Origin of the sequence: Sphingobium lignivorans (assembly GCF_014203955.1) — a bacterium.
Classification (GTDB): Bacteria; Pseudomonadota; Alphaproteobacteria; order Sphingomonadales; family Sphingomonadaceae; genus Sphingobium; species Sphingobium lignivorans.
Genome location: NZ_JACHKA010000001.1, coordinates 3,532,638 through 3,558,044 on the forward strand (window position 1 = coordinate 3,532,638; position 25,407 = coordinate 3,558,044).

At 66.2% G+C, this 25,407-nt stretch carries 24 protein-coding genes and 1 pseudogene; 13 read left to right on the top strand and 12 right to left on the bottom strand.

Annotated elements, in window-relative coordinates:
- Positions 1 to 143 precede the first annotated feature (143 nt).
- Positions 144 to 1,949 (top strand): translation elongation factor 4, encoded by a 1,806-nt coding sequence (gene lepA, locus HNP60_RS16320; RefSeq protein WP_184155826.1) that lies wholly within the window; start codon positions 144 to 146, stop codon positions 1,947 to 1,949.
- Positions 1,950 to 1,964: 15 nt separating this feature from the next.
- On the opposite strand, the gene HNP60_RS16325 is transcribed toward lepA, so the two are convergent.
- The 5 genes from HNP60_RS16325 to HNP60_RS16345 form a co-directional block, all read right to left on the bottom strand.
- Entirely contained in the window at positions 1,965 to 2,135 is a 171-nt protein-coding gene (locus HNP60_RS16325; RefSeq protein WP_184155828.1) for a hypothetical protein, read from the bottom strand.
- A gap of 90 nt (positions 2,136 to 2,225) precedes the next feature.
- A complete protein-coding gene (locus tag HNP60_RS16330; RefSeq protein WP_184155830.1) occupies positions 2,226 to 3,449 on the bottom strand; it encodes a threonine synthase in 1,224 nt (407 codons plus the stop codon).
- A 58-nt stretch (positions 3,450 to 3,507) separates the two neighbouring features.
- Positions 3,508 to 4,377, bottom strand: a complete 870-nt coding sequence (locus HNP60_RS16335) for an SDR family NAD(P)-dependent oxidoreductase (protein ID WP_184155832.1) — start codon at positions 4,375 to 4,377, stop codon at positions 3,508 to 3,510.
- 112 nt (positions 4,378 to 4,489) lie between these two features.
- Positions 4,490 to 5,035, bottom strand: a complete 546-nt coding sequence (locus HNP60_RS16340) for a thermonuclease family protein (protein ID WP_184155834.1) — start codon at positions 5,033 to 5,035, stop codon at positions 4,490 to 4,492.
- Between the two features lie 66 nt (positions 5,036 to 5,101).
- Positions 5,102 to 5,656 carry a peroxiredoxin gene (locus tag HNP60_RS16345; protein ID WP_184155836.1) on the bottom strand — a complete coding sequence of 185 codons (555 nt, stop codon included), beginning with the start codon at positions 5,654 to 5,656 and terminating at the stop codon, positions 5,102 to 5,104.
- Positions 5,657 to 5,738: 82 nt separating this feature from the next.
- On the opposite strand from HNP60_RS16345, the gene recF reads away from it, so the two are divergent.
- Complete coding sequence (gene recF, locus HNP60_RS16350; RefSeq protein ID WP_184155838.1) at positions 5,739 to 6,839, top strand: DNA replication/repair protein RecF; 1,101 nt, start codon at positions 5,739 to 5,741, stop codon at positions 6,837 to 6,839.
- Positions 6,840 to 6,870: 31 nt separating this feature from the next.
- On the opposite strand, the gene HNP60_RS16355 is transcribed toward recF, so the two are convergent.
- Both HNP60_RS16355 and HNP60_RS16360 read right to left on the bottom strand, forming a co-directional pair.
- A complete protein-coding gene (locus HNP60_RS16355; RefSeq protein ID WP_184157143.1) occupies positions 6,871 to 7,161 on the bottom strand; it encodes a DUF3297 family protein in 291 nt (96 codons plus the stop codon).
- A gap of 60 nt (positions 7,162 to 7,221) precedes the next feature.
- Positions 7,222 to 7,524 carry a hypothetical protein gene (locus HNP60_RS16360; protein WP_221416053.1) on the bottom strand — a complete coding sequence of 101 codons (303 nt, stop codon included), beginning with the start codon at positions 7,522 to 7,524 and terminating at the stop codon, positions 7,222 to 7,224.
- 220 nt (positions 7,525 to 7,744) lie between these two features.
- Here HNP60_RS16360 and HNP60_RS16365 point away from each other — a divergent pair, with 220 nt between their 5' ends.
- Positions 7,745 to 8,314: an eCIS core domain-containing protein gene (locus tag HNP60_RS16365; RefSeq protein ID WP_184155842.1), complete on the top strand. Its 570-nt coding sequence runs from the start codon at positions 7,745 to 7,747 to the stop codon at positions 8,312 to 8,314.
- Between the two features lie 38 nt (positions 8,315 to 8,352).
- On the opposite strand, the gene HNP60_RS16370 is transcribed toward HNP60_RS16365, so the two are convergent.
- Both HNP60_RS16370 and typA read right to left on the bottom strand, forming a co-directional pair.
- Positions 8,353 to 9,873, bottom strand: coding sequence for a M20/M25/M40 family metallo-hydrolase (locus tag HNP60_RS16370; protein WP_184155844.1), 1,521 nt, complete (start codon positions 9,871 to 9,873; stop codon positions 8,353 to 8,355).
- 181 nt (positions 9,874 to 10,054) lie between these two features.
- A complete protein-coding gene (typA, locus tag HNP60_RS16375) occupies positions 10,055 to 11,887 on the bottom strand; it encodes a translational GTPase TypA (protein WP_184052702.1) in 1,833 nt (610 codons plus the stop codon).
- Between the two features lie 256 nt (positions 11,888 to 12,143).
- On the opposite strand from typA, the gene HNP60_RS16380 reads away from it, so the two are divergent.
- The 4 genes from HNP60_RS16380 (at position 12,144) to HNP60_RS16395 (ending at position 16,643) form a co-directional block, all read left to right on the top strand.
- Complete coding sequence (locus HNP60_RS16380) at positions 12,144 to 12,539, top strand: hypothetical protein (RefSeq protein WP_184155846.1); 396 nt, start codon at positions 12,144 to 12,146, stop codon at positions 12,537 to 12,539.
- A gap of 208 nt (positions 12,540 to 12,747) precedes the next feature.
- Entirely contained in the window at positions 12,748 to 14,427 is a 1,680-nt protein-coding gene (ybaL, locus tag HNP60_RS16385) for a YbaL family putative K(+) efflux transporter (RefSeq protein WP_184155848.1), read from the top strand.
- Positions 14,428 to 14,925: 498 nt separating this feature from the next.
- Complete coding sequence (locus HNP60_RS16390; RefSeq protein ID WP_184155850.1) at positions 14,926 to 15,789, top strand: class I SAM-dependent methyltransferase; 864 nt, start codon at positions 14,926 to 14,928, stop codon at positions 15,787 to 15,789.
- A gap of 152 nt (positions 15,790 to 15,941) precedes the next feature.
- On the top strand, positions 15,942 to 16,643 hold the full coding sequence (locus HNP60_RS16395; RefSeq protein WP_184155852.1) for a DUF4893 domain-containing protein: 702 nt from the start codon (positions 15,942 to 15,944) through the stop codon (positions 16,641 to 16,643).
- A 138-nt stretch (positions 16,644 to 16,781) separates the two neighbouring features.
- Here HNP60_RS16395 and HNP60_RS20080 read toward each other — a convergent pair.
- Together HNP60_RS20080 and sthA are read right to left on the bottom strand one after the other, a co-directional pair.
- Positions 16,782 to 16,916 (bottom strand): annotated as a pseudogene (locus HNP60_RS20080) (GIY-YIG nuclease family protein); the annotation flags it as partial.
- 149 nt (positions 16,917 to 17,065) lie between these two features.
- Positions 17,066 to 18,532, bottom strand: coding sequence for a Si-specific NAD(P)(+) transhydrogenase (gene sthA, locus HNP60_RS16400; RefSeq protein ID WP_260394957.1), 1,467 nt, complete (start codon positions 18,530 to 18,532; stop codon positions 17,066 to 17,068).
- 315 nt (positions 18,533 to 18,847) lie between these two features.
- Here sthA and HNP60_RS16405 point away from each other — a divergent pair, with 315 nt between their 5' ends.
- From HNP60_RS16405 to HNP60_RS16420, 4 genes are all read left to right on the top strand, one after another.
- Positions 18,848 to 20,401 (top strand): S10 family peptidase, encoded by a 1,554-nt coding sequence (locus HNP60_RS16405; protein WP_184155854.1) that lies wholly within the window; start codon positions 18,848 to 18,850, stop codon positions 20,399 to 20,401.
- Positions 20,402 to 20,547: 146 nt separating this feature from the next.
- Entirely contained in the window at positions 20,548 to 21,756 is a 1,209-nt protein-coding gene (locus HNP60_RS16410) for a toxic anion resistance protein (RefSeq protein WP_184155856.1), read from the top strand.
- 10 nt (positions 21,757 to 21,766) lie between these two features.
- Positions 21,767 to 22,480 (top strand): hypothetical protein, encoded by a 714-nt coding sequence (locus tag HNP60_RS16415; RefSeq protein WP_014077697.1) that lies wholly within the window; start codon positions 21,767 to 21,769, stop codon positions 22,478 to 22,480.
- A gap of 285 nt (positions 22,481 to 22,765) precedes the next feature.
- Positions 22,766 to 22,942, top strand: coding sequence for a DUF465 domain-containing protein (locus HNP60_RS16420; protein ID WP_184155858.1), 177 nt, complete (start codon positions 22,766 to 22,768; stop codon positions 22,940 to 22,942).
- Positions 22,943 to 22,992: 50 nt separating this feature from the next.
- Here HNP60_RS16420 and HNP60_RS16425 read toward each other — a convergent pair whose 3' ends face one another.
- Entirely contained in the window at positions 22,993 to 23,961 is a 969-nt protein-coding gene (locus HNP60_RS16425) for an ArsR/SmtB family transcription factor (RefSeq protein WP_014077699.1), read from the bottom strand.
- 184 nt (positions 23,962 to 24,145) lie between these two features.
- Between HNP60_RS16425 and HNP60_RS16430 the strand changes: the two genes are divergently transcribed.
- Entirely contained in the window at positions 24,146 to 24,352 is a 207-nt protein-coding gene (locus tag HNP60_RS16430) for a hypothetical protein (RefSeq protein ID WP_014077700.1), read from the top strand.
- Between the two features lie 177 nt (positions 24,353 to 24,529).
- The gene (locus HNP60_RS16435) at positions 24,530 to 25,348 is read left to right on the top strand and encodes a DUF3800 domain-containing protein (protein ID WP_184155860.1); all 819 of its coding nucleotides are present in this window, start codon (positions 24,530 to 24,532) and stop codon (positions 25,346 to 25,348) included.
- Positions 25,349 to 25,407: the final 59 nt, after the last annotated feature.

Sequence of the window (25,407 nt, forward strand, 5' to 3'; positions counted from 1 at the left end):
CGGCCATGGCGCACAAGGCCGCCCCTCCGGCCTTAACGGCAATTGTCATGGATCGCCGTGCTGGTCTTGGACGGAATCGTCGTGGCCTGGCCTTGCCGAAGGGGGGACTTTGCCGCGCTCGCCCATGCTGCTATCGGCGCGGCATGACTGACCTCGCCCATATCCGGAATTTCTCGATCATCGCGCATATCGACCATGGCAAGTCGACGCTGGCCGATCGCCTCATCCAGCGCACGGGCGGGCTCTCCGACCGCGAGATGACCGCGCAGGTGCTCGACAATATGGACATCGAGAAGGAGCGCGGCATCACCATCAAGGCGCAGACCGTGCGGCTCGATTATGTCGCGAAGAATGGCGAGACCTACGAGCTCAACCTCATGGACACGCCGGGCCATGTCGACTTCGCCTATGAGGTCTCGCGCAGCCTCGCCGCCTGCGAGGGCGCGCTGCTGGTGGTGGACGCCGCGCAGGGCGTGGAAGCGCAGACGCTGGCCAATGTCTACCAGTCGATCGAGCATGACCACGAGATCGTGCCGGTGCTCAACAAGATCGACCTGCCCGCCGCCGAGCCCGAGAAGGTGCGCGCGGAAATCGAGGAAGTGATCGGCCTCGACGCGAGCGACGCCGTGCTCGCCAGCGCCAAGAGCGGCATCGGCATCGACGACATCCTCGAAGCCATCGTGAAGCGCATCCCCCCGCCCAAGGGCGACCGCGACGCGCCGCTCGAGGCGATGCTGGTCGACAGCTGGTACGACCCCTATCTGGGCGTCGTCATCCTCGTGCGCGTGATGAACGGCGTGCTGAAGAAAGGCCAGCAGATCAAGTTCATGATCGGCGGCACCGAGCATCTGGTCGATCGCGTGGGCTGCATGCGGCCCAAGATCGAGCAGCTCGCGGAACTCGGCCCGGGCGAGATCGGCTTCATCACCGCGCAGATCAAGGACATCACCGAGACCCGCGTGGGCGACACCATCACCACGGTGAAGAACGGCGCGGCCAAGCCGCTGCCCGGCTTCAAGGAAGTGCAGCCGGTGGTGTTCTGCGGGCTCTTCCCGGTCGATGCCAACGACTTCGAGAAGCTGCGCGAGAGCATCTCCAAGCTGCGCCTCAACGATGCCTCGTTCAGCTTCGAGATGGAGACGAGCGCGGCGCTGGGCTTCGGCTTCCGCTGCGGCTTCCTGGGGCTGCTGCATCTGGAGATCATCCAGGAGCGGCTGACCCGCGAATATGATCTCGACCTCATCACCACGGCCCCGTCGGTGGTCTACGAGATGCACATGAAGGACGGGACGGTGCGCCACCTGCACAACCCGGCCGACATGCCCGACCCCAATCATATCGAGATGATCGAGGAGCCGTGGATCGAGGCGGTGATCTACGTGCCGGACGAGCATCTGGGCGCGATCCTCAAGCTCTGCCAGGATCGGCGCGGCATCCAGAAGAACCTCACTTATGTGGGCGGCCGCGCGCAAGTGACCTATGAACTGCCGCTCAACGAAGTGGTGTTCGACTTCTACGATCGGCTCAAGTCCATCTCGCGCGGCTATGCGAGCTTCGATTATCACCAGATCGGCACGCGCGAGGGCGACCTCGTGAAGATGAGCATCCTCGTCAACAACGAGCCGGTCGACGCGCTCAGCATGATCGTCCACCGCAGCGCCGCCGAAGCGCGCGGGCGGCACATGTGCGAGCGGCTGAAGGACCTCATCCCCCGCCACCTCTTCAAGATCCCCATCCAGGCAGCCATCGGCGGCAAGGTGATCGCGCGCGAGACCATCGCCGCGATGCGCAAGGACGTGACCGCCAAATGCTATGGCGGCGACATCACCCGCAAGAAGAAGCTGCTGGAGAAGCAGAAAGAGGGCAAGAAGCGCATGCGCGAATATGGCAGCGTGCAGATCCCGCAGGAAGCCTTCATCGCGGCGCTGCGCATGGGGGATGAGAGCTAGGGGCGAAGCGAGCTTTCAGCCGTTTTCCTTTGTCATCCCGGTCTCGATCCGGGATCCAGTTGCCTTGAAGATCGCCGAGGCCAGCCGGTTTGAGAAACCCGAAGAAGCGGGATCCCGGATCGGGTCCGGGATGACATCGTGAATGAAGAGATATGGCGCGCCGCCATCGCCGTGGAATTTGTTCACCTCGCCTGAAGCAAGCGACCTTCAGCTCGGGCGCCAAGCATTCCACCCTGGGGGCGCGCCAAGCCCCGAAGCGCCCTATCCCGCCGGCGCTCAGAGGGCGTCGAAATCGATCGTGCCGTGGCGGTCCAGCCAGTTGTCCGCGGGCGGCATGGGATATTTGAGGCCGGTCGCGCAATTGAAGAGGACGACGCGCTCGTCCGCCCCCACGAGGCCGTCCGCCTTCGCCTGCCGGTAAGCCGCGAGCGTCGCGCCGCCTTCCGGGCAGAGGAGAAGCCCATCCTGACGGGCGGCGTCGTCCACCGCGCGCAGGATCTCGCCATCGTCCACGGCAAGGGCGCGCCCACCCGATTCGCGGACGGCGCGCAGGATGAGGAAATCGCCCACGGCGCGCGGCACGCGGATGCCGGCCGCGACGGTTGACGCATCCTCCCAGCGCTCGGCATGCTCGACGCCGTCCTCGAAGGCCTTGACGATCGGCGCGCAGCCGGCCGCCTGCACCGCATACATGCGAGGCCGCTTCGACCCGATCCAGCCGAGCCTTTCCAGCTCGTCGAACGCTTTCCACATGCCGATGAGACCCGTGCCGCCGCCGGTCGGGTAGAAGATCGCATCCGGGAGTTCCCAGCCGAACTGCGCGGCCAGCTCCAGCCCCATCGTCTTCTTGCCTTCGATCCGGTAGGGCTCCTTGAGGGTCGAGAAGTCGAACCAGCGCCCGTCCGCCGCGCCCTTGCCGACGATGGCGCCGCAATCGTCGATGAGGCCGTTGACGCGCCAGACGCGCGCGCCCTGGAGCGCGATCTCGCGGACATTCACTTCCGGCGTATCCTCCGGGCAGAGCACGATCGTCTCGATGCCGCAGCGCGTGGCATAAGCCGCCAGAGCGGCGCCGGCATTGCCATTGGTCGGCATGGCGATGCGCGTCACGCCGAGCTCGCGGGCCATGGCGACGGCCATCACCAGCCCGCGCGCCTTGAAGGAACCGGTGGGGAGCCGCCCCTCATCCTTCACCAGCACGCCGGGACCGCCGGACCGGGCGATCGGCACCAGCGGCGTCTCGACCTCTCCTAAGGAAACGATATTCTCCGTGCGCCGCACCGGCAGCAATTCGCGCCAGCGCCACAGATCGGTCTCCCGCGCGGCGAGCGCGTCCCGCGAGACGGTGGCGGCGACGGCATCCAGATCGTAGCGCACCAGCAGCGGCCGCCCGGCGCGGGACAGGCCGTGAAGCTGGTCCGCCGCATAGCGCTCACCGGTGAGCGAGCATTCCAGATGCGTGACGAAGGTCGGGCGATCGGCTGTCAGATTAGCGTTCATGGAAGCGCCCTAAAGCATTTCCCAACCCGGTGGAAAGCGCCGACCTTGCGGAAACTGCTCAGGCCTCTTCCTTCGGCACCGCCAGCGACGCGCCGAAATCGAACGGCCTGGCCTCCGGCATGGACTCGAGCAGGGCCTGGAACCGCGCCTCGCAAGTCTCCCGCCAGTTGCCATGCGTCGAGACATACAGCTTGTTGTGAACGATGGCGTCGACGATCATGTCACCGACCTCGGTGGGTTCCATCCAGTTGTCCGCCACCACGCGCTTCGCAAGCTGCTGCTCGGTTTCCGCCAGGCCGCTGCCCGCGCGGAAGCGTTCGGGTCGGTTCTGCCCGGATTCGTGGATGCGGCTCTTGATCGGACCGGGCATGAGCACGGTGACGCCGATATTGTCCTCGGCCATGCTGTCCCGGATGGTCTCGGTCAAGGTGATGACGGCCGCCTTGGCAGTCGCATAGATGGCCATGAAGCTCGGCATCGGCGTAAGGCCCGCCAGCGAGGCGGTGTTGACGATGTGCCCGCCCCGGCCGCGTGCCCGCATGCCGGGCGTGAACGCCATGATGCCGTTGATCGGCCCCATGAGATTGATGGCGAGCCCATAATCCCAATCCTGATACGTCGCGTCCTTGAAGGGGCCTGACGGATCGATGCCGGCATTGTTGATGAGGATGTCCGGCCCGCCCATCACGGCCTCGCATTCCCTGGCGGCCTCCGCCATCTGCGCCCGATCGGAAACGTCCAGGCGGATGGTGTGGACATTGCGCCCCTGCTGGCGCTCCTCGAAGAACTGCTTGGCTTCGTCGAGATGATCCTGCCGGATATCTGCAAGCACCAGCCGCGCGCCATTGGCCAGCAGGCGCTGCGCAATGCCGAAGCCGATGCCGCTTGCGCCGCCCGTGATGAACGCCGTGATCCCTGCGATGTCCATGATACTTCCTCTCCTGTCCGAACCGATCGCCTGCTGCCGGGCGGTGAAGCCCATGATCGTTGCACGGCTTATGCGCCGTTCCGGACAAAATCAACGTATGCCTGATCCGCAGTCAGTCCCGGGGGTGCCGATTTGCCGCGCGCCAGTCACCCGGCCGATCGAAACGCCCTTGCCAGATGCCCCGGCCAGCCGCCCTGGCCGCTGCTTGCTCGGTCCGATAAGGTCCGTTGTCCCGGCCATCGCCACTCACGGCCCAGCCCTGGCGGACAAGGGCTGCCCCTACGTCCGCCACATCCCGCACGGCGCACTGCGACAGCGCGCGCCCATATCGGTCCTCTTCGCGCGATCGACAGACGAGATCCCCGCGCGCCACCATCTCATGCAAGGCCTCGCGCGCATCCCGGCCGCAGGGCCAGACGGCCCCGTCCGGCATCTTGCATTGCTGATGAAGCTCCACGGCATCGATCCCGCCGATCCGGACGATGCGCGTCCCGATGCGGAGACTGTCACCGTCCATCACCCGCACGGTCATACCTTCCGCATCCGTCAGTTGCTCGGGCGCGCGCAACCACGCCAGCAGCAGCAACAGCCCGGCCAGCAGGGCCAGATTTGCCAGCCGGCCCCGGATACGCGCATGCCGAAAGGAAAATCTCGCCATGGCGCGGCCATAGCGTGCTCATCCGTCCTCGCAATCGTCCTGCGGCGCGCTTTCGGTCAGTAGCGCTTACTTGCCCGATTCCAGCGACTTCACGACCGCCAGCGTATTCTTGACATGATCGCGATAGTCCATCGCGCTATGGGCGTAGACGATGCGGCCCGCCGTGCTGATCACATAGGATGTGCGGTTGGTCTTGCCCTGAACATCGGCATTCTGGGAAGCCAGCGCGACATCATAGCCGGTGATGACGCCGGGCCCGGCCGATGCCACCGCGAACTTGTCCCGGCACGCCTCGGTGGAGAATTTCGCGAGCTTGTCCACCGGATCGGCCGACATGCCGATAACGGTGGCGCCATGCCTGGAGAACTCGTCCGACATGTCGGCGAATTCCTTCGCTTCGGCCGTGCAGCCCGGCGTGAAGGCGGCGGGGAAGAAATAAAGGACGACCGGCCCTTTCGCGAGCGCGTCCGAGAGCTTCAGCGTGAAGACCTTGCCCGCCTTGGCGCCCCTTGTCGTGAAGTCCGGCGCCTTCGCGCCGACCGGAAGGGCAGCCTGCGCGCTGCCCGCAACGAGCCCCGCGACGACCAGCGTCGCCAAACCCTTCAGCCTGTTTCCTGTCATTGCCTGCTTCTCCGTCCTTTGCCATCCACGGTTCTGCCACAGAAGCCCTTGGCCTGTCATCCGTTGATGGTTAGGAGCGGCCATGGCGATCACCCGCCTTGCCCTGACCGATTTCCGCAACCATGCCGACGCGCTCATCGTGCCGCATGAGCAGATCATCGTGCTCACCGGCGAAAACGGGGCGGGCAAGACGAACATCCTGGAAGCCGTGTCGCTGATGGCGCCCGGTCGCGGACTGCGTGGCGCAGCACTGCGCGACATGGCGCGGCAGGGCGGGCCCGGGGGCTTTGCCGTCGCGGCGCGCATTGCCGATGGCGGGCTGGAGACGCAGGCCGGCACGGGCACCGAGCCCGCAAGCCCCGACCGGCGGCAAGTGCGCATCGATGGCAGGACCGCGTCCGCCAGCGCGCTTTCGGCGCTTCTCGCGATCAGCTGGCTCACGCCCGCGATGGACAGGCTGTTCCTCGAGAGCCCCAGTGGCCGGCGGCGGTTCCTCGACCGGCTGACGCTGGCCCGCGACCCGCTCCATGCCGGCCACAGCCTGCGCTACGAAGCCGCGATGCGCGCGCGCAATGCCCTGCTGAGCGAAGAGGCGCCGCCCGACCCGGCGTGGCTGCGCGCGCTGGAGGACCAGATGGCCGAGCATGGCGCGGCTCTTCACGCTGCGCGCTCCGCTCTGATCGCGGAACTGGAAACACAGATCACCCGGACCGTGCAGCCGCTCTTCGCGCAGCCCGGACTCAGCCTTGCCGGCTGGGACGGCGACGAAGACGCCCTGCGCGAAGCCCTGGCGACGGGCCGCTCACGGGACAAGGCGGCGGGCCGCACGCTGAGCGGCCCTCACCGCGCGGACCTGCTGGTGCGCCATCTCGGCAAGGATCAGGACGCGGCGCTCTGCTCCACCGGCGAGCAGAAGGCCCTGCTGCTCAGCATCATCCTCGCCCATGCCGAACTGTGCGGTCCCACGCGTGGCCGGCCGCTCGTCATCCTGCTGGATGAAGTGGCGGCGCATCTCGACCCGCTGCGGCGCGGCGCGCTCTTCGAGCGGCTGCGCGCGACCGGCGGACAAGTCTGGATGACCGGCACGGAGAGCAGCCTGTTCGAAGGGCTCGGGGCCGCGACGCGCCTGCGCGTCGATCAGGGGCACGTCACGCCTTCAGAGACGCCCGCATCAGCGAGCTGACCGGCGCCGCTGTCCAGCGGGCAACAGACGATCAGGCGTCCTTGGTCTCGGGGTCGTTCCCGGCGTCGTCGGCCTGTGCCTGCTTCACGTCCTCGAACCAGGCCTCGACCTCGCCATTCAGCCGGATGGTGAGCGGCTGCCCGTGACGATCGCGCGTCTTGCCGGCGGCGACCCGGATCCAGCCCTCCGAGATGCAATATTCCTCGACATCGTTGCGCTCGCGGCCCCGGAAGCGGATGCCGATGCCGCGCTGGAGCGTCTCCATGTCGAAATGGGTGCTGCGCGGATTGGTGGAGAGGCGGTCGGGCGGTGTATCGGACATGGCGATGCCCTTGCCGCAGGGACGTGGCGCCGTCAACGCCTCTCCGATATTCGATCCGCCTTAGCGGCAGACCCGCACGCGGACGCGATCATGGCGCCAGCGGTCGTAGCGCCACTCCGTCCAGCAGCGGCGCGCATCACGGCGTTGATAGCCGCCATTCCAGCCCCACTGGCGACGATTGTCATGGCGGCGATAGCGCTCGCGATGGCTGTAATGGTCGCGCCGTGCGTAGCGGCGGTCATCGCGGTAGCGATGGTCGCGCCAGTCACGGTCACCATAAGCGATCACCGTGCCGGTCCGCGCCTGGACGGGCGTGGCGACCAGCCCGGCGGTGAGGGTGGCGGTGGCCAGAGCGGCCGTCATGAAACAACTGGTGAGATTCATCATCCTTCTCCCTTCATCAACGGGAGAGCGCGGCCTTCGCTTCCCGAGGGCTCCACGGTGACAGACGGGGCTGAACGCCTGACGAACAGGCCGTTCAGAATAGCGGCGGGGCGCCGGAACAACGGCGAAGCGCGCCACGGGCACGGCCGGAGGAAGGCGGTTAAACGGCTGTTCAGAGCCCGGCGGCTAGGGCGGCGGCATGATCCTTGTCCGTATCGCTGCCTTGTCCTCCCTCTCCGCCGCAGCCTTGCTGCTCGCCTCGCCTGTCGCGCTGGCACAGGCGCGCCAGCCTGAAGCCGGTGCGGTCACCCGCGCGCTTCTGGCGGACCTGCAACGTGCCGGCGAGGACATGGCCAGCGAAGCCATGACCCAATGGATCCTCGCATCACGGCGCGATGCCCTCCGGACCGGCGTGAGCCCCATGCCGCGGGCCGTTCGCACTCGGCTGGAAGGACATTTCCCTGCCGCCCTGCTGGACCGGGTGCGCTACCGGGTGGGCAATGGCGATGAGCTCGGCTTCCCGACCAATAGCGTCAAGACGAATGCCGTCGCCATCACGCTCGACGATGTGATCCTCTTCCGGCACGGCGCCGATGCGGCGGGGGACATCCGGCTCTGGGCGCACGAACTCGTCCATGTGCAGCAATATGAACGCTGGGGCGTGCGCGGCTTCGCCCGGCGCTACACGCTCGATCATCGCGCCGTCGAGGCAGAGGCTATCGCCGGCGCCACGCGCTTCGCATCCGCGCGGGCCGGGCAAGCCCGCTGAGGCTCGCCCGGCGCAGCACCAGCGGCGTCCGGCCGCCCTCAGCCGATCGCGGCGATCTGGTAAAGGAAATCGACGAAGCCGAGGGCCGCCTCGTCCATGCCGGCGACTTTCGGGTTGCTGCTCTCGATGAGGAAATATTCGTCCGGCGCATGAGCGCCACTGCCATGGCCGAGCCCGAACTGGCCGGCGGGCAGGCTCACGGGCGCGCCGGTGAAGACGACACCCGGCCATGAACCGGCAAGGCGGGGATAGAGCGTGGTCGGCACATCGAAGCGTGTATAGGTCGCCCGCTGCGCCCGGATGAGCGCGCTGTTCTCGTCCGTCTCGGTGGGGCCATAGCCGCCGCCCACGACGATCTCGACATCGTTGAACCCGCGCCGGTCCAGATGCGCGCGCAGCTTGGCGAGGCTGTCCTCCTTGGTCATGTCCGGCACGAGGCGCAGGTCGAGCTTTGCCACGGCGCGGCCGGGCAGGATGGTCTTCCCGCCCGGGCCGGTATAGCCGCTCACCAGCCCCTCGATATTGACCGTGGGCACCGCGGCGAGGCGCACGAGCGACTCTTCCCACGTCATGCCGTCGATCCACTGCGAGACGCCGAGCAGGCGCTTGGTTTCCTCTTCGCTGCTCGCCCGGGCATTCTCGGCGATGAGGGCCAGCTGACGGGGCGTGAGGGGGCGGACCTTGTCCATGTAACCGTCAATGGCGGGCATGTTCCCGTCCGGCGTCACGAGCGTCTGCAGCGCCGCGACCAGGCGCCAGGCCGGGCTGTCCACCCGCGCCTTCTGGCTGGAATGGATGTCGCCCTTCGGCCCCTTGCCCCATTTCTCGCCGGACACGACCAGCTCCAGCTCAAGCGCGCCCTTGGCACCCAGATTGATCGCCACGCCGCCATCCGACGGGCTTTGCCAGCCGGTGGGGATGATGACGCCCACGCATTTCCTGAGAGCGGCGAGCACGTCCGGCTGCGCGACCGCTTCGGGGAAATGGGGCGAGGCGATCTCCTCCTCGCCTTCCGCGACCAGCACGAGATTGACCGGCAGCTTGCGCCCGGCCGCCTTCATGGCATGCAGCGCGGCGAGGAACGTGGCCTGCGGCCCCTTCTGGTTGACGGCCCCGCGCCCCATCATGACCTTGCCGAGACCGGCCCGGTCCACGATCTTTCCTTCCAGCGGCGGCGAGGTCCATTCGGCCGGATCATATTGCTTCACGTCGTACATGAAGTAGATGCCCATGGTCTTTTTGGCGCCCGCATCGAGCGTGCCGAAGACGACCGGATAGCCGCTGGTGGGCACCTGCTTCACGGTCTGGAAACCGGCCTCGCGCAGCAGGCCTTCCATGTGCGCCGCGCCTTCCGGCATATTGCGGCCTTCGGCAGCGATGGACGGCAGGGCGATCCAGTCCTTCAGGCGCTGGACGGCGGCGTCGTGATTCTTCGCGATGGCATCCCTGACCGCCTTGTCGTCCCTGCCCGCGGCGATCGCCGGTGCCGTCGTGGCGGTGGCGAGCCCTGCCATGGCCGCGGACCCGGCCAGAATTGTGCGGCGATCATAATCAGCCATCTCGAAACCCCCTTGCTGTTCGAGAGCCCAATAGGCCGCGCTGCGCTGCAAAATGCAAGACGGGCAAGTGAGCGGCGGCACCGGGGACGTTGCGTCTCGGCGCCACCGCACCCGCCTGAAAAGGAAAGGGCGGGGAAATCACCTTCCCCGCCCCCGCTCTCTGATTTCAGGCGATTGGATCTCAGGCCGCCTCGACCGACCGCTTGGCGCGCTTGCGCTCGTGCGGATCGAGATGGCGCTTGCGCAGCCGGATCGTCTTGGGCGTCACTTCCACCATCTCGTCATCGTCGATGTACGCGATGGCCTGCTCCAGCGTCATCTTCCAGGGCGGCGTCAGGCGGATGGCGTCATCCTTGCCGCTGGCGCGGAAGTTGGTGAGCTGCTTGGACTTCATCGGATTGACCTCAAGGTCTTCCGGCTTGGCGTTCTCGCCGATGATCATGCCTTCGTAGAGCGCTTCGCCCACGCCGACCATCAGCACGCCGCGCTCCTCGAGTGGGCCGAGCGCATAGGCATTCGCCTCGCCGGACCCGTTGGAGATCAGCACGCCGTTCTTCCGGCCTTCGATCGGGCCCTTGTAGGGGCCGTATTTCTCGAACAGCCGGTTCATGATGCCGGTGCCGCGCGTGTCGGACAGGAACTCGCCATGATAGCCGATGAGGCCGCGCGAGGGCGCCGAGAAGGTGATGCGGGTCTTGCCGCCGCCCGAGGGCCGCATGTCCGTCATCTCGGCCTTGCGGATCGCCATCTTGTCGATCACCGTGCCGGAGAATTCGTCGTCCACGTCGATGACGACCGTCTCATAAGGCTCCTCGCGGCCATTCTCGCCATCGCGGAACAGCACGCGGGGGCGCGAGATGCCGAGCTCGAAGCCTTCGCGCCGCATCGTCTCGATGAGCACGCCCAGCTGAAGCTCGCCGCGGCCGGCCACCTCGAAGCTGTCCTTGTCCGCGCTCTCGGTCACCTTGATCGCGACATTGCTCTCGGCTTCGCGGAACAGGCGGTCGCGGATCATGCGGCTCGTCACCTTGTCGCCTTCGCGGCCGGCCATGGGCGAATCGTTGACGGCGAAGCGCATGGAGAGCGTCGGCGGATCGATCGGCTGGGCCTGGATGGGCGTGGTGACCGAGGTGTCGGCAATGGTGTTGGCGACGGTGGCGACCGTCAGGCCCGCAAGGCTGATGATGTCGCCTGCCTTGGCCTCGTCGACCGGGACACGGTCGAGACCACGGAACGTCATGATCTTGGACGCACGGCCCGCCTCGATGACCTTGCCGTCCATGTCCAGCGCGTGGATCGGCTGGTTGATCTTCACGGTGCCGGACGTCACGCGCCCGGTGAGGATGCGGCCGAGGAAATTGTCACGGTCGAGCAGCGTCACCAGGAAGGTGAACGGCGCGTCGAGGTCGAGCGCCGGCGGCGGCACATGATTGACGATCGTCTCGAAGAGCGGCGTCAGCGTGCCCTCGCGCTTGGACGGGTCCGTGCTGGCATAGCCATTGCGACCCGAGGCGTAGAGCACCGGGAAATCGAGCTGCTCGTCGCTCGCATCGAGGCTCACGAACAGGTCGAACACCTCGTCCAGCACTTCCTGGATGCGCTGGTCGGGCCGGTCCACCTTGTTGACGACGACGATCGGGCGCAGGCCCAGCGCCAGCGCCTTGCCGGTCACGAACTTGGTCTGCGGCATCGCGCCTTCGGAGCTGTCCACCAGCAGCACCACGCCATCGACCATGGAGAGGATGCGCTCCACCTCGCCGCCGAAATCGGCGTGGCCGGGCGTGTCGACGATATTGATGCGTGTGCCTTCCCACTCGATCGACGTGGGCTTGGCGAGAATGGTGATGCCCCGCTCCTTCTCCAGATCGTTGGAGTCCATGGCCCGCTCCTCGACCCGCTGGTTATCGCGGAAGGTGCCGGACTGGCGGAAAAGCTGGTCAACAAGGGTGGTCTTGCCATGATCGACGTGCGCGATGATGGCAACGTTCCGCAGAGCGTTGGGACGGGGGCTCATTCTATCTCTCTGTGACTTGTGGGCTGGAGCGGGGCTTCGGGGCCGCGCGAAATCCCGGCGCCCTTAGCGCAAAGCGGGGCAAGACGCAATCAATGCGAGACGAAGAATGGGACGCGCGGCTTCTTCCCATCGCGGGAAGCGCGATTGCCTGATGATTGCCTCGCCGGAAACGGAGCGGGACCGAAACATTTTCGACCAAGGCACTTAACTTTGCGGGGCCGTGCTCCTACACTCTTCCCGCGAACATGGAGGACTGATGACGAGGGCTTGGCCGAGCCATGGCAGCAGAGGGCAATGGTTTGCCATCGCGATGCTGCTTGCGCTGGCCAGTGCGCTCATTCCCGCTCTGGTCCACACCGGCCTGCCCGCGACCACGCCGCTGGGCTCGGCTTTCGATCCGTCGACCAATGTGGTCGCGCTGCACAGCCGGAAACAGGCGCCGCTCGCGACCCCGACAGCCACGCTGAAGGACGGGGACGCCTCGGGCTGCGACACCGGCATGGCGGCCATGCCTGCCCGCCCCCCATGCGAGGTGCCCGCGCGCACCGCCGCTTCCGGCCCGGCGGGGATGGAAAGCCGCACGGCGGCACAGCCGCGCGAAGCCAGATGGCGCGCAAGAAGCGCGCGCGAACCGCCTCTCCGCATGATATAAGCCAGACGGCCGGCCGGTTGGCGGCGAGGCGTGCCAGCATGCCGCGCGCGCTGCTTCATCCTCAGGGACACACGCTGCCCTCGCGTAGCGCGTGAAAGGCCTTCCGACCGGAGACCGTCAGCGTCCGTGCGGCACGCCATCCCCGCCGGCCGCCAACGTCACAGGACTCACCGTCACAGCACAAGGACAGAGGAAGCAAACCCGCCTGATGCCCCATTACACGCCCCTGATCGCCACCATTGTCGCCGGCTTCGTCGTCTCCTTCATCATGGGCGCGATCGCGATGCGCCTGCGCGTCTCGCCCATCGCGGGCTATCTCCTGGCCGGTGTGCTGGTCGGGCCCTTCACGCCGGGGTTCGTCGCGGACACCAATCTTGCGAACGAGCTCGCGGAGATCGGCGTCATCCTGCTGATGTTCGGGGTGGGCCTGCACTTTTCCCTCAAGGACCTGCTCTCGGTCCGCCGGATCGCCGTGCCCGGCGCGATCGCGCAGATCGCGACCGCGACATTGCTGGGCATGGGGCTGGCATGGGCGCTTGGCTGGGATCCGCTGGCCGGCTTCGGCTTCGGCCTCGCGCTGTCGGTGGCGAGCACCGTGGTGCTGCTGCGGGCGCTGCAGTCGCGCGATCTCGTCGAGACCGAGCGGGGCCGCATCGCGGTGGGCTGGCTGATCGTCGAGGATCTGGTGATGGTGCTCGCGCTCGTGCTGCTGCCGGTGCTGGCGGGCATGGTGCGCAATCCCGCGGGCACGGGCATCCTCACGCTGGCCCTGCCGCTTGGCCTCACTTTCCTCAAGGTCGGCGCCTTCGTCGCGCTCATGCTCATCGTCGGGCGCCGCGTCATTCCCTGGGCGCTGCACTGGGTCGTCCATACCGGCTCGCGGGAATTGTTCCGCCTGGCCGTGCTGGCAATCGCGCTGGGCGTGGCGGCGGGATCGGCCTTCATCTTCGATGTGTCGTTCGCGCTGGGCGCCTTCTTCGCCGGCATGATCCTGGGCGAGACACCGCTCAGCCGCCGCGCGACCGAGGAAACGCTCCCGCTGCGCGACGCGTTCGCAGTGCTCTTCTTCGTGTCCGTGGGGATGCTGTTCGATCCCAGGGTAGTGCTCGAGCAGCCTTTGCCTGTGCTCGCCACCGTCTTCATCATCGTGCTCGGCAAGTCCGTCGCGGCTTTCTATCTCGTCCGGGCTTTCGGCTACAACAAGCTCACTGCGACCACGGTCGCGGCCAGCCTCGCGCAGATCGGCGAATTCTCGTTCATCCTCGCGACGCTGGGCATCGGCCTTGGCATCATGCCGGAAAGCGCGCGCGACCTGATCCTGGCCGGTGCGATCTTCTCGATCGTCCTCAATCCGGTCATCTTCTCCTATATCCTGCGCAAGCCGAAGGACGAACCGACCGATGAACCCGCGGCGGCCGAGGAACCCCTGGCCACGACGCTGGCCCCGGCGGCGGAACCGAGCCGGGCGCATATCCTGCTCATCGGCTATGGACGCGTGGGCCAGCTCCTCGCCTCGCAGCTGAAGGCGCGGGACGAGCCCCTGACGGTGATCGAAAGCGACGAGGAAAAGGCCCGGGCCGCGGAGCAGGAAGGGCACGTCACGATCTACGGCAATGGCATCGATTCGCGCATCCTGCTGGCCGGCGGCGTCGACAGGGCCAGCGCCCTGCTCATCGCCATTCCGGAAGGCTTCGATGCGGGCGTCATTGCCGAGAAGGCCCGCAACCTCAAGCCCGGCATCCGGATCATCGCGCGGGCGCACTCGGATGCCGAGGTCGAGCATCTGACCAGGCTGGGCGTGGGCGACGTCGTGATGGGCGAGCACACGCTCGCGATGAAGATGCTCGACCTCGCCTGCTCGCAGCGCACGCTCAGGGCCATGACCTGAACGACCTGCCGGCGCATGGCCCATCGGGATCGGTCTCGATGCCCGCTCTTTTCCGGACATATTAGGACAGATAGAAGGGGCCGATCGAAAGTGCGTCCAGCTGACGCGGGGGCGCCGCCCCTGATCCGCGCGGACGGGACGGCGCGGGCGCTGCATGGGCCGATGCCGATGGGATGCAGAGGACCGGCATTTCGAAGATAAGTTATTTTATAACAATATGTTATCTATTTATCGGCTGTGCTTTGATCGGGGAGCCGGGCGGCTGCGGAGTGCCGCCGCGCACCTCGGGCAAGGACGCGCATGCAGGTGGGACAGGTACGGCCCGGGGCTCGATGATACTGGACACTCTGCGCCCCCCATCCGCTTTTTGGCCATGGAACTTCCTTGCCGGATGGATAGAGTTGCATCCGGGAATTCGGGACTGCCGCGTCCCGGAATCGGAAGGCCTGGTTCCCGGACAGAATTGAACGCGGCGGCAGAAAAAGAGGAGAGACCCAGATGAGCGACGGCGTCGAAACAGAGATCCGGGCCGAGGAGTGGAGCGGCGAGATGGGCCGCAACTGGCTCGCCAATCTCCAGCGCTTCGAGAGCATGATCGCGCCACTGGGTGCCGCCTTCATCACCCAGGCCGAATTCCGCCCCGGCGAGCGCGTGATCGATGTGGGATGCGGCGGCGGCGGCACCAGCATCGCGATCGGCCGGGCCGTCTCGCCCGGCGGGCACGTCACCGGGCTCGACATCTCGCAGGACCTCATCTGGGCATGCGGCGCGCGGGCCAGCCAGGGCACCCAGTCCGACGTGCGGTTCGTGTGCGCCGACGCGGCGACGGTGACGGTCACCGGCGGCCCCTTCGACAGGCTCTTCTCGCGGTTCGGCAGCATGTTCTTCGCCGACGCCAAGGCTGGCTTCCGCAACCTGCGCCGCATGGTGCGCGACGGAGGTCGCATCGACCTCGCGGTGTGGGCCGGGCCGCAGGACAATCCCTGGATGCAGGTCATGATGGGCGCGCTTCAGCCCTATGTCGCCCCGCCCGAAACGCCGGCCGACCCGCGCGCGCCGGGCCCGTTCGTCTTCGCCGACACGGATTATCTGAAGGAAGTGCTCCATGATGCGGGCTTCAGGGACGTCCATGTCGACGCCTGCATGCGCGACATGCCCATCGGCGGCGCGGGCGCCGGGCCGGAGGAGGCCGCCGATTTCGTGCTGTCAGCCATGCATCTGGGCGGGCAGATTCCGGAAGACCAGCGGGCCGCCGCACATGAGGCCCTGACAGCCGCCTTCGCGCCTCACCATGTCGCGGGCAAGGGCGTCCTCCTGCCGGGCCAGGCGCTGTTCGTCCGCGCGACGGCTGCGGCTTCATAGGCGACACGCCGCCCGCCCCCCCGCAAGGCGCCGGGCCTCCGTTCGTCGCAAAGATGAGGATGGATGCGGCGAATGGCGGGCCCGTTTACCTTTTCTTAACCAACATGCCGCATTTCCGGGCTTAACTCTTTATTCATACAAGGGTTGCCCCAATGAAATATCTGACGGCCCTGGCAGCGCTTGCTGCCCTCTCGGCGTGCGCCTCCCGTCCCGCGATGGTGAACGCGCCGCCGCTGCCTGCGCTCGAGCCGCCACGACAGGGGTGGCGAGCCATCGCCTCCGAGGAAGACGCGGCCCGGCTGGACGGGCTTCCCCGGACCTGGCAAGCCGCGCTGGAAGCCGCCGCGAAGTTCCGCAGAGCGCTGGCCCGTGAAGGCGACCTCCTCGCCCCGGAGGCAGCCCGCAACCATCCCGCGCCGCCCCCGGGCTCCTACCATTGCCGGCTCGTGAAGCTGGGACAGGCGGGTCGCCGGGAAGCGCCCTATCGGGGCTATCCGGCCTTCTTCTGCAACGTGCGCGGCGACACCAACGAGTCCCTGTTCTTCACCAAGCAGACCGGATCGGAACTGCCGAGCGGCTGGCTCCATCGCGACGGAGAGGCGCGCCGGCTGATCCTGACCGGCGCGAAACAGCCCAGCGGGAACGGCACGAGCCTCGTCTATGGCGAGGATGCGGCCAGCGATCTGGTCGGCGTGGTCGAGCGGATCGGCCCCTTCCGCTGGCGCATCGTGATGCCATGGCGGGGCGAAACGCCCGGCCTCGATATCTACGAACTGACCCCCGTCGCGCTCGAGCAGCAGGCCGCCGAGCCCCTGCCCGCCCTGGAACGAACCGTGGCGCTCGACCGGGGGTGAGCATTCGATGGCTTTGCGGAACGGCGGTTATCGGGGATTTCGATCCGGAAATAGCCTTGCAGAAAACGACGACGTTACCGCCATCGTCACCCCGGACTTGCTCCGGGGTCCCGCTTCCTTGTCACCCGAGGGTAGCGGGCAGAAGTCCGAACTCTCGCCGGATCGATGCTGGGGGATCCGGACGGGAAGCTGCGAGGTGACACCGACATACATCGTGCCGCGATAGCGATCGGCCATGATGGAGACCCAGCCACCGCTTCTCTCGCGCTTCATTTACACAGCATCGGCTGAAGCGGGACCCCGGGGCAAGCCCGGGGTGACGAATTGGGGAAGTGGCATCCCACGACAACTCACCCATGGCTCTGGCTATCGAGGCGACCCGATCGCCGGCTTCCTCTCAGGCCGGCATATATCCAAGCCGCCTAGGCCGCCCCTTCCGTGCGCGGCAGGCGATTCCAGGCGTCGAGGGCGGCGATCTTGTAGGCTTCCGCAAGCGTGGGATAATTGAAGGTGTTCTCGATGAAATAGTCGATCGTGCCCTTGAGGTTCAGCACGGCCTGGCCGATGTGGATCAGCTCGGTCGCGCCCTCGCCGATGATGTGCACGCCCAGCAGCCGGCGCGAGCGGATGGAGAAGATCATCTTCATGAGGCCGGAATCGAGCCCCATGATATGGCCGCGCGAGGTCTCCCGGAAGCGGGCGATGCCGCACTCATAGGGAATCTTCTTCTCGCGCACTTCCTGCTCGCTCATCCCCACGGTCGAGATCTCCGGCACCGCGTAGATGCCATAGGGGAAATAAGCGGGCGCGGGCGGCAGCGGCAGGCCGAAGGCATGGCAGGCGGCGATGCGCCCCTGCTCCATCGAGGTGGAGGCGAGGCTGGGAAAGCCGATCACGTCCCCGGCGGCATAGATATGCGGCACGTCGGTCTGGAACGTCTTGGGATCGACCTGCAGGCGGCCGCGCCCGTCCACCGCGAGGCCGCAAGTCTCCAGTCCCAGCCGGGCCGTGGCGCCGACCCGGCCCGCGGCATAAAGCAGCATCTCCGAGCGGATCGCGCGGCCATCCTCCAGCGTGGTGACGACCCGGCCGCCTTCGTCCTTGACGATGCTGGCGACCTTGACGCCGAGGCGGATGGTCATGCCGCGATCGCGCAGCTGATGCACGAATTCCTCGATGATCTCGCGGTCGATGAAATCGAGAAAGGTCTCGCGCGGCTCGATCAGCGTCACCTGCACGTCGAGCGCGGAGAAGATGGTCGCATATTCGATGCCGATGACGCCCGCGCCGATCACCACCAGACTGCGCGGCACCCGGGGGGATTCGATGAGCACGTCGCTATCAAGGACGATGTCATCGTCGAAAGGGATGTCGTCCGGCCGGAACGGCGCCGTGCCGACCGCGATCAGGAAACGCTCGCCCCGCACCAGCAATTCGCTTTCGTCGGGCGACGTGACGACGATGCCATGCGGATCCACGAACCGCGCGAAACCCTCCATGGTGCGCACGCCGTTGCGCTGGAACTGGTGCTCCAGCACGTCCACCTCATGCCCCAGCGTCTTGCCCAGCCGCTGGTCCAGATCGCTGCCGCCGATATCCTTCTTCACGCGATAGGAGCGGCCGTAAAAGCCCCGCTCGCGCCAGCCGGTGAGATTGAGCACCGTCTCGCGCAGGGTCTTGGAGGGAATGGTGCCGGTGTGCACGGACACCCCGCCCACCCGCTTGCGCCCTTCCACCACCAGCACGGACTTGCCGAGCTTGGCGGCCTGCACCGCGGCGCGGCGGCCGGCCGGCCCGCTCCCGATGACAACGAGATCGAATGTATCCACCATGGCGCCCCCCGATCCGTGGCCAGCGCCTTGCTCGGCCACGCGCCTTGTCAGGGACATCCTCCCGAAGTTGTGAGACTGGTGCATATCGCGCGCCTTTGCAATGACCTCTCCGGGATGCCGGACCATGGGACTGACCGAAGGCCGGCCATGCGAGGTGCGTCTGGCGGCGATGCGGGCTGGGTGTCCGCACGAACCCTAGACACAAAGCCCTGCCAAAGCGTTTACCATCCCGGGCTGGCCGGGCCCTGCGGGCCGACCCGGCGTGCCCCTCGCGCTGCACATGCGAAAGAATATTCGTTCCGGCCCTTGCCTGCCCGCAAATGCGGCATAAGGTCTGGCGCCTCCCCATCTCCCAGCCTGTGAGGACCATCGATGCGTTTTCGTTTCCTGCTCGCGGCCGCCGCTCTGGCCGTGTTCCAGCCCGCATTTGCCCAATCCGGCGATGAGACCAACCCGGCCAAGCTGCAGGCCAAGGAAGAAGCCAAGCAGATCGCGGAACACTGGGCGAGCGCGCCCATCGAGGAAGTGGAGAAATCCTACGACAGCAAGGTCACCGTCGATGGACGCGTGGTGAGCTACAAGGCGACGGCGGGGACGCTGACCCTGCGCGATGCCAAGGGCAAGCCGCAGCACAGCATCTTCTACACCGCCTATACCGCCCCCGGCGCCAACCGCCCGATCACGTTCCTGTTCAATGGCGGGCCGGGCTCATCCTCGCTCTGGCTGCGCATGGGCTCCTTCGCGCCCGAGCGCGTCTACACGACCGATCCGGTCGCGGTGCCGCCGCCACCCTATCAGGCCGGGCCGAACAGCGACACGCTGATCGGCACCACCGACCTCGTCTTCATCGACGCGCCGGGCGCGGGCTATTCGCGCATGCTGGGCGATGCCAAGGGCAGCGATTTCTACGGCGTGGACCAGGATGTCGCGGCCTTCACCAAGGCGATCAAGCGCTACATCACCCGCAACAAGCGCTGGGCCTCCCCGCGCTATGTGCTCGGCGAAAGCTACGGCACCACGCGCGCCGGCGCGCTCGCCTACAGCATGGAAGACGAAGGCATGAGCCTCAACGGGGTGATGCTGCTGTCCACCATCCTCAATTACGGCGTGCGCCAGTCCGGCTTCGACAATATCCATGTGGGCTATCTGCCGAGCTATGCGGCGACGGCCTGGTACCACAACCGGATCCCCAACCGGCCCGCGGACCTCGCCACCTTCGTCCAGCAGGCGCGCGACTTCGCCACCGGGCCCTATGCGGCGGCGTTGGCCAAGGGCTCCGACATCGCGCCGCAGGAATTCGACAGCATCGCGCAGCAGCTCGCCGGGTTCACGGGCCTCTCCGTGGACTACATCAAGAGCGCCAATCTGCGTGTCGACCTCAGCCGCTTCCGCAAGGAGCTGCTGCGCGACCGGCGCGAGACGGTGGGCCGTTTCGACAGCCGCTATATCGGCATCGATGCCGATGCGGCGGGCGAAGGACCGGAATTCGATGCCTCCAGCACCGGGATCACCGGCATCTACATCAGCAGCTTCATGGACCAGCTCACGCGCAAGTTCGGCTATGAGACGAACCTCGAATATCGGCGCAGCGCGCGCGAGGGCGGCGACTTCAACTGGGACTTCAGCCATCGCGAACCCGAAGGCCGGCGGCAGGGCCTCGCCGACACATCGGTCGATCTCTCGGCGGCGATGCGGATCAATCCGCACCTGCGGGTGCTGTCCCTGAACGGCTATTACGACATGGCGACGCCGTTCCACACCACCGAACTCGCGATCAAGCATCTCATGCTGCCGCCCGCGCTCATGAAGAACGTGACTTTCACATATTATGACGGCGGCCACATGATGTATCTCAACCCGCAGGCGCTGCACCAGCTCCGGCTGGACGTGCAGCGCTTCATCGAGGCGGGCGGCAAGGCCGGCTGAGGCCGGTCACGGGCTGCGTGCGGGGAAGGGAGGCGCGGCATGGGCCACGCCCCCTCCCCTTTCGCGCGCGAGAGCGCTATTGTGGCCGCAGTGAACGCACTTGATCGATGGGTGTTGTAATCTAATATAACACTCTCGAGGAGACCATGATGGCGACGACCGCGACGAAGACCGAGGACAAGCTGGACCTGACACCGCCCGAGCCGGTGCCCGTGGTGGCGCCTGCGAAAGCCGCGGGGCTCGTGCCGATCGAGGACGAGAAGCGCAGCAAGCTGGACGAGAAGGTCGACAGTTTCGTCGAGGAACTGGCCGCGCTCGACGCCAATTCGCCCGAATTCGGCGCGAAGGTGGACCAGATCACCAATATGGGCCGCAAGGAAATCTCCGAAGCGGCCGGGCACTCCAACCGCTTCCTCGACCGGCCGGTGCGCGCGATGGACAGCGACGCCAGCGTCGGCGCCGACCTGGCCGAACTGCGCCGCGTGATCGAGGATCTCGACCCGGGCAAGCGCGGCAACCTGATGGCGCCCAAGAAGCTCTTCGGCATCATCCCCTTCGGCAACAAGATGCGCAATTATTTCGACAGCTACAAGTCGAGCCAGACGCACATCAATTCGATCCTCGGCAGCCTCGCCAGCGGCAAGGACACGCTCATCAAGGACAATGCCGCGATCGACGTCGAGCGGCAGAACATGTGGGCCACGATGGGCCGGCTCGAGCAGATGATCCACATCGCCAAGAGCATGGACGCGCGGCTGGAAGAGAAAGCGCTGGAGCTCGACTCCACCGACCCGGCCAAGGCGAAGGCGATCCGGGAAAGCGCGCTCTTCTATGTCCGCCAGCGCACGCAGGACCTGCTCACGCAGATGGCCGTGACGGTGCAGGGCTATCTGGCGCTCGACCTCGTCAAGAAGAACAATGTCGAACTGGTGAAGGGCGTCGACCGCGCCTCCACCACCACGGTCTCCGCGCTGCGCACAGCCGTCACCGTCGCGCAGGCGCTGGCCGGGCAGCGGCTGGTGCTCGACCAGATCACCGCGCTCAACACCACCACCGCCAACATCATCGACAGCACCGGCGAACTGCTCAAGACGCAGACCGCGCGGATCCACGAGCAGGCGGCGAGCAGCACGATCCCGCTGGAGACGCTGCAGCGCGCCTTCCAGAACATCTATGACACGATGGACAATATCGACACGTTCAAGCTCAAGGCGCTGGAGACCATGAAGACCACGGTCACCACGCTCTCCGGCGAAGTGGAGAAGTCCAAGGGCTATATCGCGCGTGCCGAAGGGCAGGCCCGGGCGGCAGCGGCGGTGACCAGCGGCGCTTCGCCTCTCGCCGCCATCGAGTGAAGGCACGTCCATGGCCAGCGAAGTCGACGAGATCGTCCAGAAGGCGAACGAACTGATCGCGCGCACGGCGGCGCGCTACGAGCGATCGAGCCGGCGGCTGGCGCGCACCCGCAAGGACCTGATGACGCGCCTCAAGCGCATGATCCTCGCCGTCGCGACCGTGCTCATCGGCGCGGCGATCGCCGGCTTCGTGCTGGGCGGCATCGGGACGACCGGCGTGCTGCTGGTGCTGGGCCTGCTGGTCGCGTGCCTCGCCTTCGCGTTCATCCCCACGCTCGAGACGGTGGTGGAGCCCGGGCGGCTCGCGCAGGCCGATCTCAAGACGCTGCCGCTCAAGACCGAGATCTGGCTGGACAGCCAGCGCAAGGCGCTCCCGGCGCCGGCCATCCCGATCCTCAATGCCATCGGCAACCGGCTGGAGACGCTGGCGCCGCAACTGGCGAGGCTCGACCCGGCAGAGCCGGCCGCGGTGGAAGTGCGCCGGCTGCTCTCCGACCATCTGCCCGAACTGGTGACCGGCTATCAGTCCATCCCGGCACCACTGCGCAACCAGCCCCGCAACGGCCGCGTGCCGGATGCGCAGCTCGTCGAAGGGCTCTCCGTCATCGAGCAGGAGATCGCGACGATGACGCAGCAGCTTGCCAGCGGCGACCTCGACAAGCTGGCGGTGCATAATCGCTATCTGGAACTCAAATATCAGGAAGCCCGCGATCTGGGGCATTGAACGGGGCGGGGCTGAACAGTGCCTTCCGCCGGAATTTCCGCCCAAGCGCTTCGCGGACGCGATGAAAATCCGGCGGGCCGGTTGCGCAGCGCCCGGCAGTGACTAAATTGGATCTTGCGGGCCGGGCCCCTCTGGCGAGCAAGACGCATCCCCCCTTCGTCTGCTCGTGATGTCGGACCGCATCGGGTGACACCGGTGCGCAGTCTGGCACCCCCAAGCCGGAAATCACGGCCACCAGTGTCACCCGACATGGAAGCGAATGCGTTCCGATGGAGTGGCTGATCAATGACCTATGAAATATTCCGACTTCTCAACCGCCATCGTCAGCTCGACGATGCGCTGCGGACAGAGCAGCAACGCCGCCTGCCGCACATCTGGAGGCTTCAGCGCCTGAGGCGCCTGAAGCGCGCGGTGAAGGAACGGCTCAACCGGCTGATGGCGCCGCCGCTGGCGAGCATCTGACAGGCGCGAGGGCGGCCTGGAAAGAGCCGCCCGTTCAACTGCCCGCCCGTTCAACTGCCCGCGACGCGCAATTGCCGCACAGGCGCCGCGCGGCGCTGGCCGAGCCACAGCTTGACCGTGAGCGCGCCGCCCGCCAGCGTCTCGATCCGCTCCATCGCGAGGCCCGCCGCGGCAAACCATGTCGTGATCTGCTGATCGGAAAAGCCAAGCCGCGCATGGGCATCGCGCACGCGCAGCTCCTCGCGCTCATGCGGCGCGAAATCGACGATCAGCAGCCGTCCCTCGTCCCGCAACGTCCGCGCGATCTCCGCAATGGCGCGCTCTGGCGCCTGCGCATAATGCAGCACCTGATGGAGGATCGCGGTGTCCGCCGAGGCCGAAGGGAGCGGCAGCGCATTGAAGTCCCCGGCCAGGAAGCGCACCTTGTCCGCCACCAGCTCGGGCAGCTTGCCGCGCGCCAGCCGCAGCATCTCGGCGCTGCGGTCGATCGCCACCACGCTGGCGGCCTGACCGGCGAACAGGCGCGCCATCCGCCCGGTGCCGGTGCCGATGTCCAGAAGGAGGCCCAGCGGCGCATCGCCCAGCATGGCGGCCATGGCGGATTCGACCTGCGCCTCGGGGACGTAGAGCGAGCGCAGCGCGTCCCACTGCTCGGCATGGCTGGCAAAATAATCTTCCGCGACGCGCGCCCGCTCCGCTCTCACCGCGGCGAGCCGCGCCTGATCGGCATCGATCCAGAGCCGCTCGCTATCGGCCAGCGGCGCGGCGTCGAGCAGGGCGAGCAGCGCTTCGGATGCCGCTTCCCGGCACAGGCTGAGGAACACCCAGCTCCCCTCCTTGCGGCGGTCCACCAGCCCGGATTCGACGAGAATGCGCACATGGCGGGAGACGCGGGGCTGGCTCTGGCCGACCACCAATGCGATCTCCCCGACCGCCAGCTCCATCTCGCGCAGCAGGTGGACGATGCGCAGCCGGGTGGGATCGGCCAGCGCGCGGAAAAGGTCTATCTGCCCCTGCATGCGGCCATCATCGGCCAAGTCGCCGGAGGGATCAAGGGACAGCCGCTACAGGCCCCGTTCATGTCGGCCCGATGCAAGGGATTGCACTGATCGTCACAAATCGATACGAGTCGCGCTCGCAGGCTTCAAGGGGGGGACCCCTTCCATACGTTCTGCGTGGCATGATTTAACAAGGGGTTTGCCCATGACCAAGACCATTGCTTTCTCGCTCGTCGTGGCCGCTTCGCTCGGCCTGGCTGCTTGCTCCAAGGAAGAAACCACCAACGTCGTCAACGACACGGATATGATGGCCAACGACGTCGTCAACACGGCTGACGAAGCCATGAACGACGCTGGCAACGCGCTGGACAATGCGGCCAACTCCGTGACCAACGCGGCGAACGCAATGTAATCTTCGCGGCAACGCGACAGACTCTTGGTTAGGGCTGCCGAGGCTTCGGCAGCCCTTTTCATTTGGTGATATTATATTATACGTACTCAATCGCAGCGGGCGGTGATAAATGAGCCCCCAAATGCGGGACTGCTCAATTCCGTTTAGAATGCCATATTGCCTAACGGCGGCTATATCTTGGCCCTTTATCACGCCTACATCGATGAAAGCGGCGTGCATGAAGGTTCGCCTGTCGTCGCGGTGGGCGGCTATCTGATCCGAAAGAGCGAAGTCCGAAAAATGGAGCGCGGATGGGAGCGTGTTCTCCGCAAATATGGCCTCCCCCATTTTCACATGGTGGATTGCGCGCACGGCAATCCGCCTTTCGATCAACTAAGCAGAGATCGACGCGTCGAAGCCGAGAGCGCCTTCATAGAGCTTATTAAGGCTCACACCACGCTTGGGCTGGTTGCGATTGCCGATCCTAGAAGGTTTGCTGGTCGAACGGATATTTCCGATCCCTATAGCTTCTGCCTAAGCGCGTGCTCGATGGGGCTAGCGGCGTGGCTGTCCGACAAGCGTCCATCCAGCATCGCCTTCTTCTTCGAGGCGGGACACAGGAATGGCGCCATCGCCGAGCGTGAGATTATCCGGTGGGCACACAATGAGGCAGATAAGGAATACTATTCCTCTCACGCCTTTGTCAAAAAAGGCGAGGTCCATCTTCTTGAGGCGGCTGACTTACTGGTTTGGCAAGCCGCCAAATTCATGAAAGACAAGATTAGTAAGGCTAGAGCGCCGCGATATGATTTCCTTAGTCTTATGGAACACAACCATGCCTTCGCCTATTTGGTGATTGAAGGAACGAGGATTGCATTAAGCATCGATAACAATCCTCACCTCGACGATCCGCTTCGGGATGGATACTTGATGGCTGTTTTCTCCGAAACAAGCGATCAAGAGGCGGTCGTTAGAGATTATCATCGGTTCTTTGTTGCGAAACTGGCCGGTGATTGATGCGGCTCCCTCACCAGCCCGTCACGCGTCGCCTCTGCCTCGGTGGGGAAACCTAACAC

Excerpts from the sequence above, each read along its gene's own strand:
- recF (WP_184155838.1), top strand. The coding sequence starts at position 5,739 with ATGGCGATCACCCGCCTTGCCCTGACCGATTTCCGCAACCATGCCGAC.
- HNP60_RS16425 (WP_014077699.1), bottom strand. The coding sequence starts at position 23,961 with ATGCAGGGGCAGATAGACCTTTTCCGCGCGCTGGCCGATCCCACCCGG.
- HNP60_RS16335 (WP_184155832.1), bottom strand. The coding sequence starts at position 4,377 with ATGGACATCGCAGGGATCACGGCGTTCATCACGGGCGGCGCAAGCGGC.
- HNP60_RS16395 (WP_184155852.1), top strand. The coding sequence starts at position 15,942 with ATGAAATATCTGACGGCCCTGGCAGCGCTTGCTGCCCTCTCGGCGTGC.
- HNP60_RS16405 (WP_184155854.1), top strand. The coding sequence starts at position 18,848 with ATGCGTTTTCGTTTCCTGCTCGCGGCCGCCGCTCTGGCCGTGTTCCAG.
- HNP60_RS16370 (WP_184155844.1), bottom strand. The coding sequence starts at position 9,873 with ATGGCTGATTATGATCGCCGCACAATTCTGGCCGGGTCCGCGGCCATG.
- HNP60_RS16410 (WP_184155856.1), top strand. The coding sequence starts at position 20,548 with ATGATGGCGACGACCGCGACGAAGACCGAGGACAAGCTGGACCTGACA.
- HNP60_RS16345 (WP_184155836.1), bottom strand. The coding sequence starts at position 5,656 with ATGACAGGAAACAGGCTGAAGGGTTTGGCGACGCTGGTCGTCGCGGGG.
- HNP60_RS16390 (WP_184155850.1), top strand. The coding sequence starts at position 14,926 with ATGAGCGACGGCGTCGAAACAGAGATCCGGGCCGAGGAGTGGAGCGGC.
- lepA (WP_184155826.1), top strand. The coding sequence starts at position 144 with ATGACTGACCTCGCCCATATCCGGAATTTCTCGATCATCGCGCATATC.
- HNP60_RS16430 (WP_014077700.1), top strand. The coding sequence starts at position 24,146 with ATGACCAAGACCATTGCTTTCTCGCTCGTCGTGGCCGCTTCGCTCGGC.
- HNP60_RS16380 (WP_184155846.1), top strand. The coding sequence starts at position 12,144 with ATGACGAGGGCTTGGCCGAGCCATGGCAGCAGAGGGCAATGGTTTGCC.
- HNP60_RS16365 (WP_184155842.1), top strand. The coding sequence starts at position 7,745 with ATGATCCTTGTCCGTATCGCTGCCTTGTCCTCCCTCTCCGCCGCAGCC.
- sthA (WP_260394957.1), bottom strand. The coding sequence starts at position 18,532 with ATGTCCCTGACAAGGCGCGTGGCCGAGCAAGGCGCTGGCCACGGATCG.
- HNP60_RS16420 (WP_184155858.1), top strand. The coding sequence starts at position 22,766 with ATGACCTATGAAATATTCCGACTTCTCAACCGCCATCGTCAGCTCGAC.
- typA (WP_184052702.1), bottom strand. The coding sequence starts at position 11,887 with ATGAGCCCCCGTCCCAACGCTCTGCGGAACGTTGCCATCATCGCGCAC.
- HNP60_RS16415 (WP_014077697.1), top strand. The coding sequence starts at position 21,767 with ATGGCCAGCGAAGTCGACGAGATCGTCCAGAAGGCGAACGAACTGATC.
- HNP60_RS16355 (WP_184157143.1), bottom strand. The coding sequence starts at position 7,161 with ATGTCCGATACACCGCCCGACCGCCTCTCCACCAATCCGCGCAGCACC.
- ybaL (WP_184155848.1), top strand. The coding sequence starts at position 12,748 with ATGCCCCATTACACGCCCCTGATCGCCACCATTGTCGCCGGCTTCGTC.
- HNP60_RS16330 (WP_184155830.1), bottom strand. The coding sequence starts at position 3,449 with ATGAACGCTAATCTGACAGCCGATCGCCCGACCTTCGTCACGCATCTG.
- HNP60_RS16360 (WP_221416053.1), bottom strand. The coding sequence starts at position 7,524 with ATGACGGCCGCTCTGGCCACCGCCACCCTCACCGCCGGGCTGGTCGCC.
- HNP60_RS16340 (WP_184155834.1), bottom strand. The coding sequence starts at position 5,035 with ATGGCGAGATTTTCCTTTCGGCATGCGCGTATCCGGGGCCGGCTGGCA.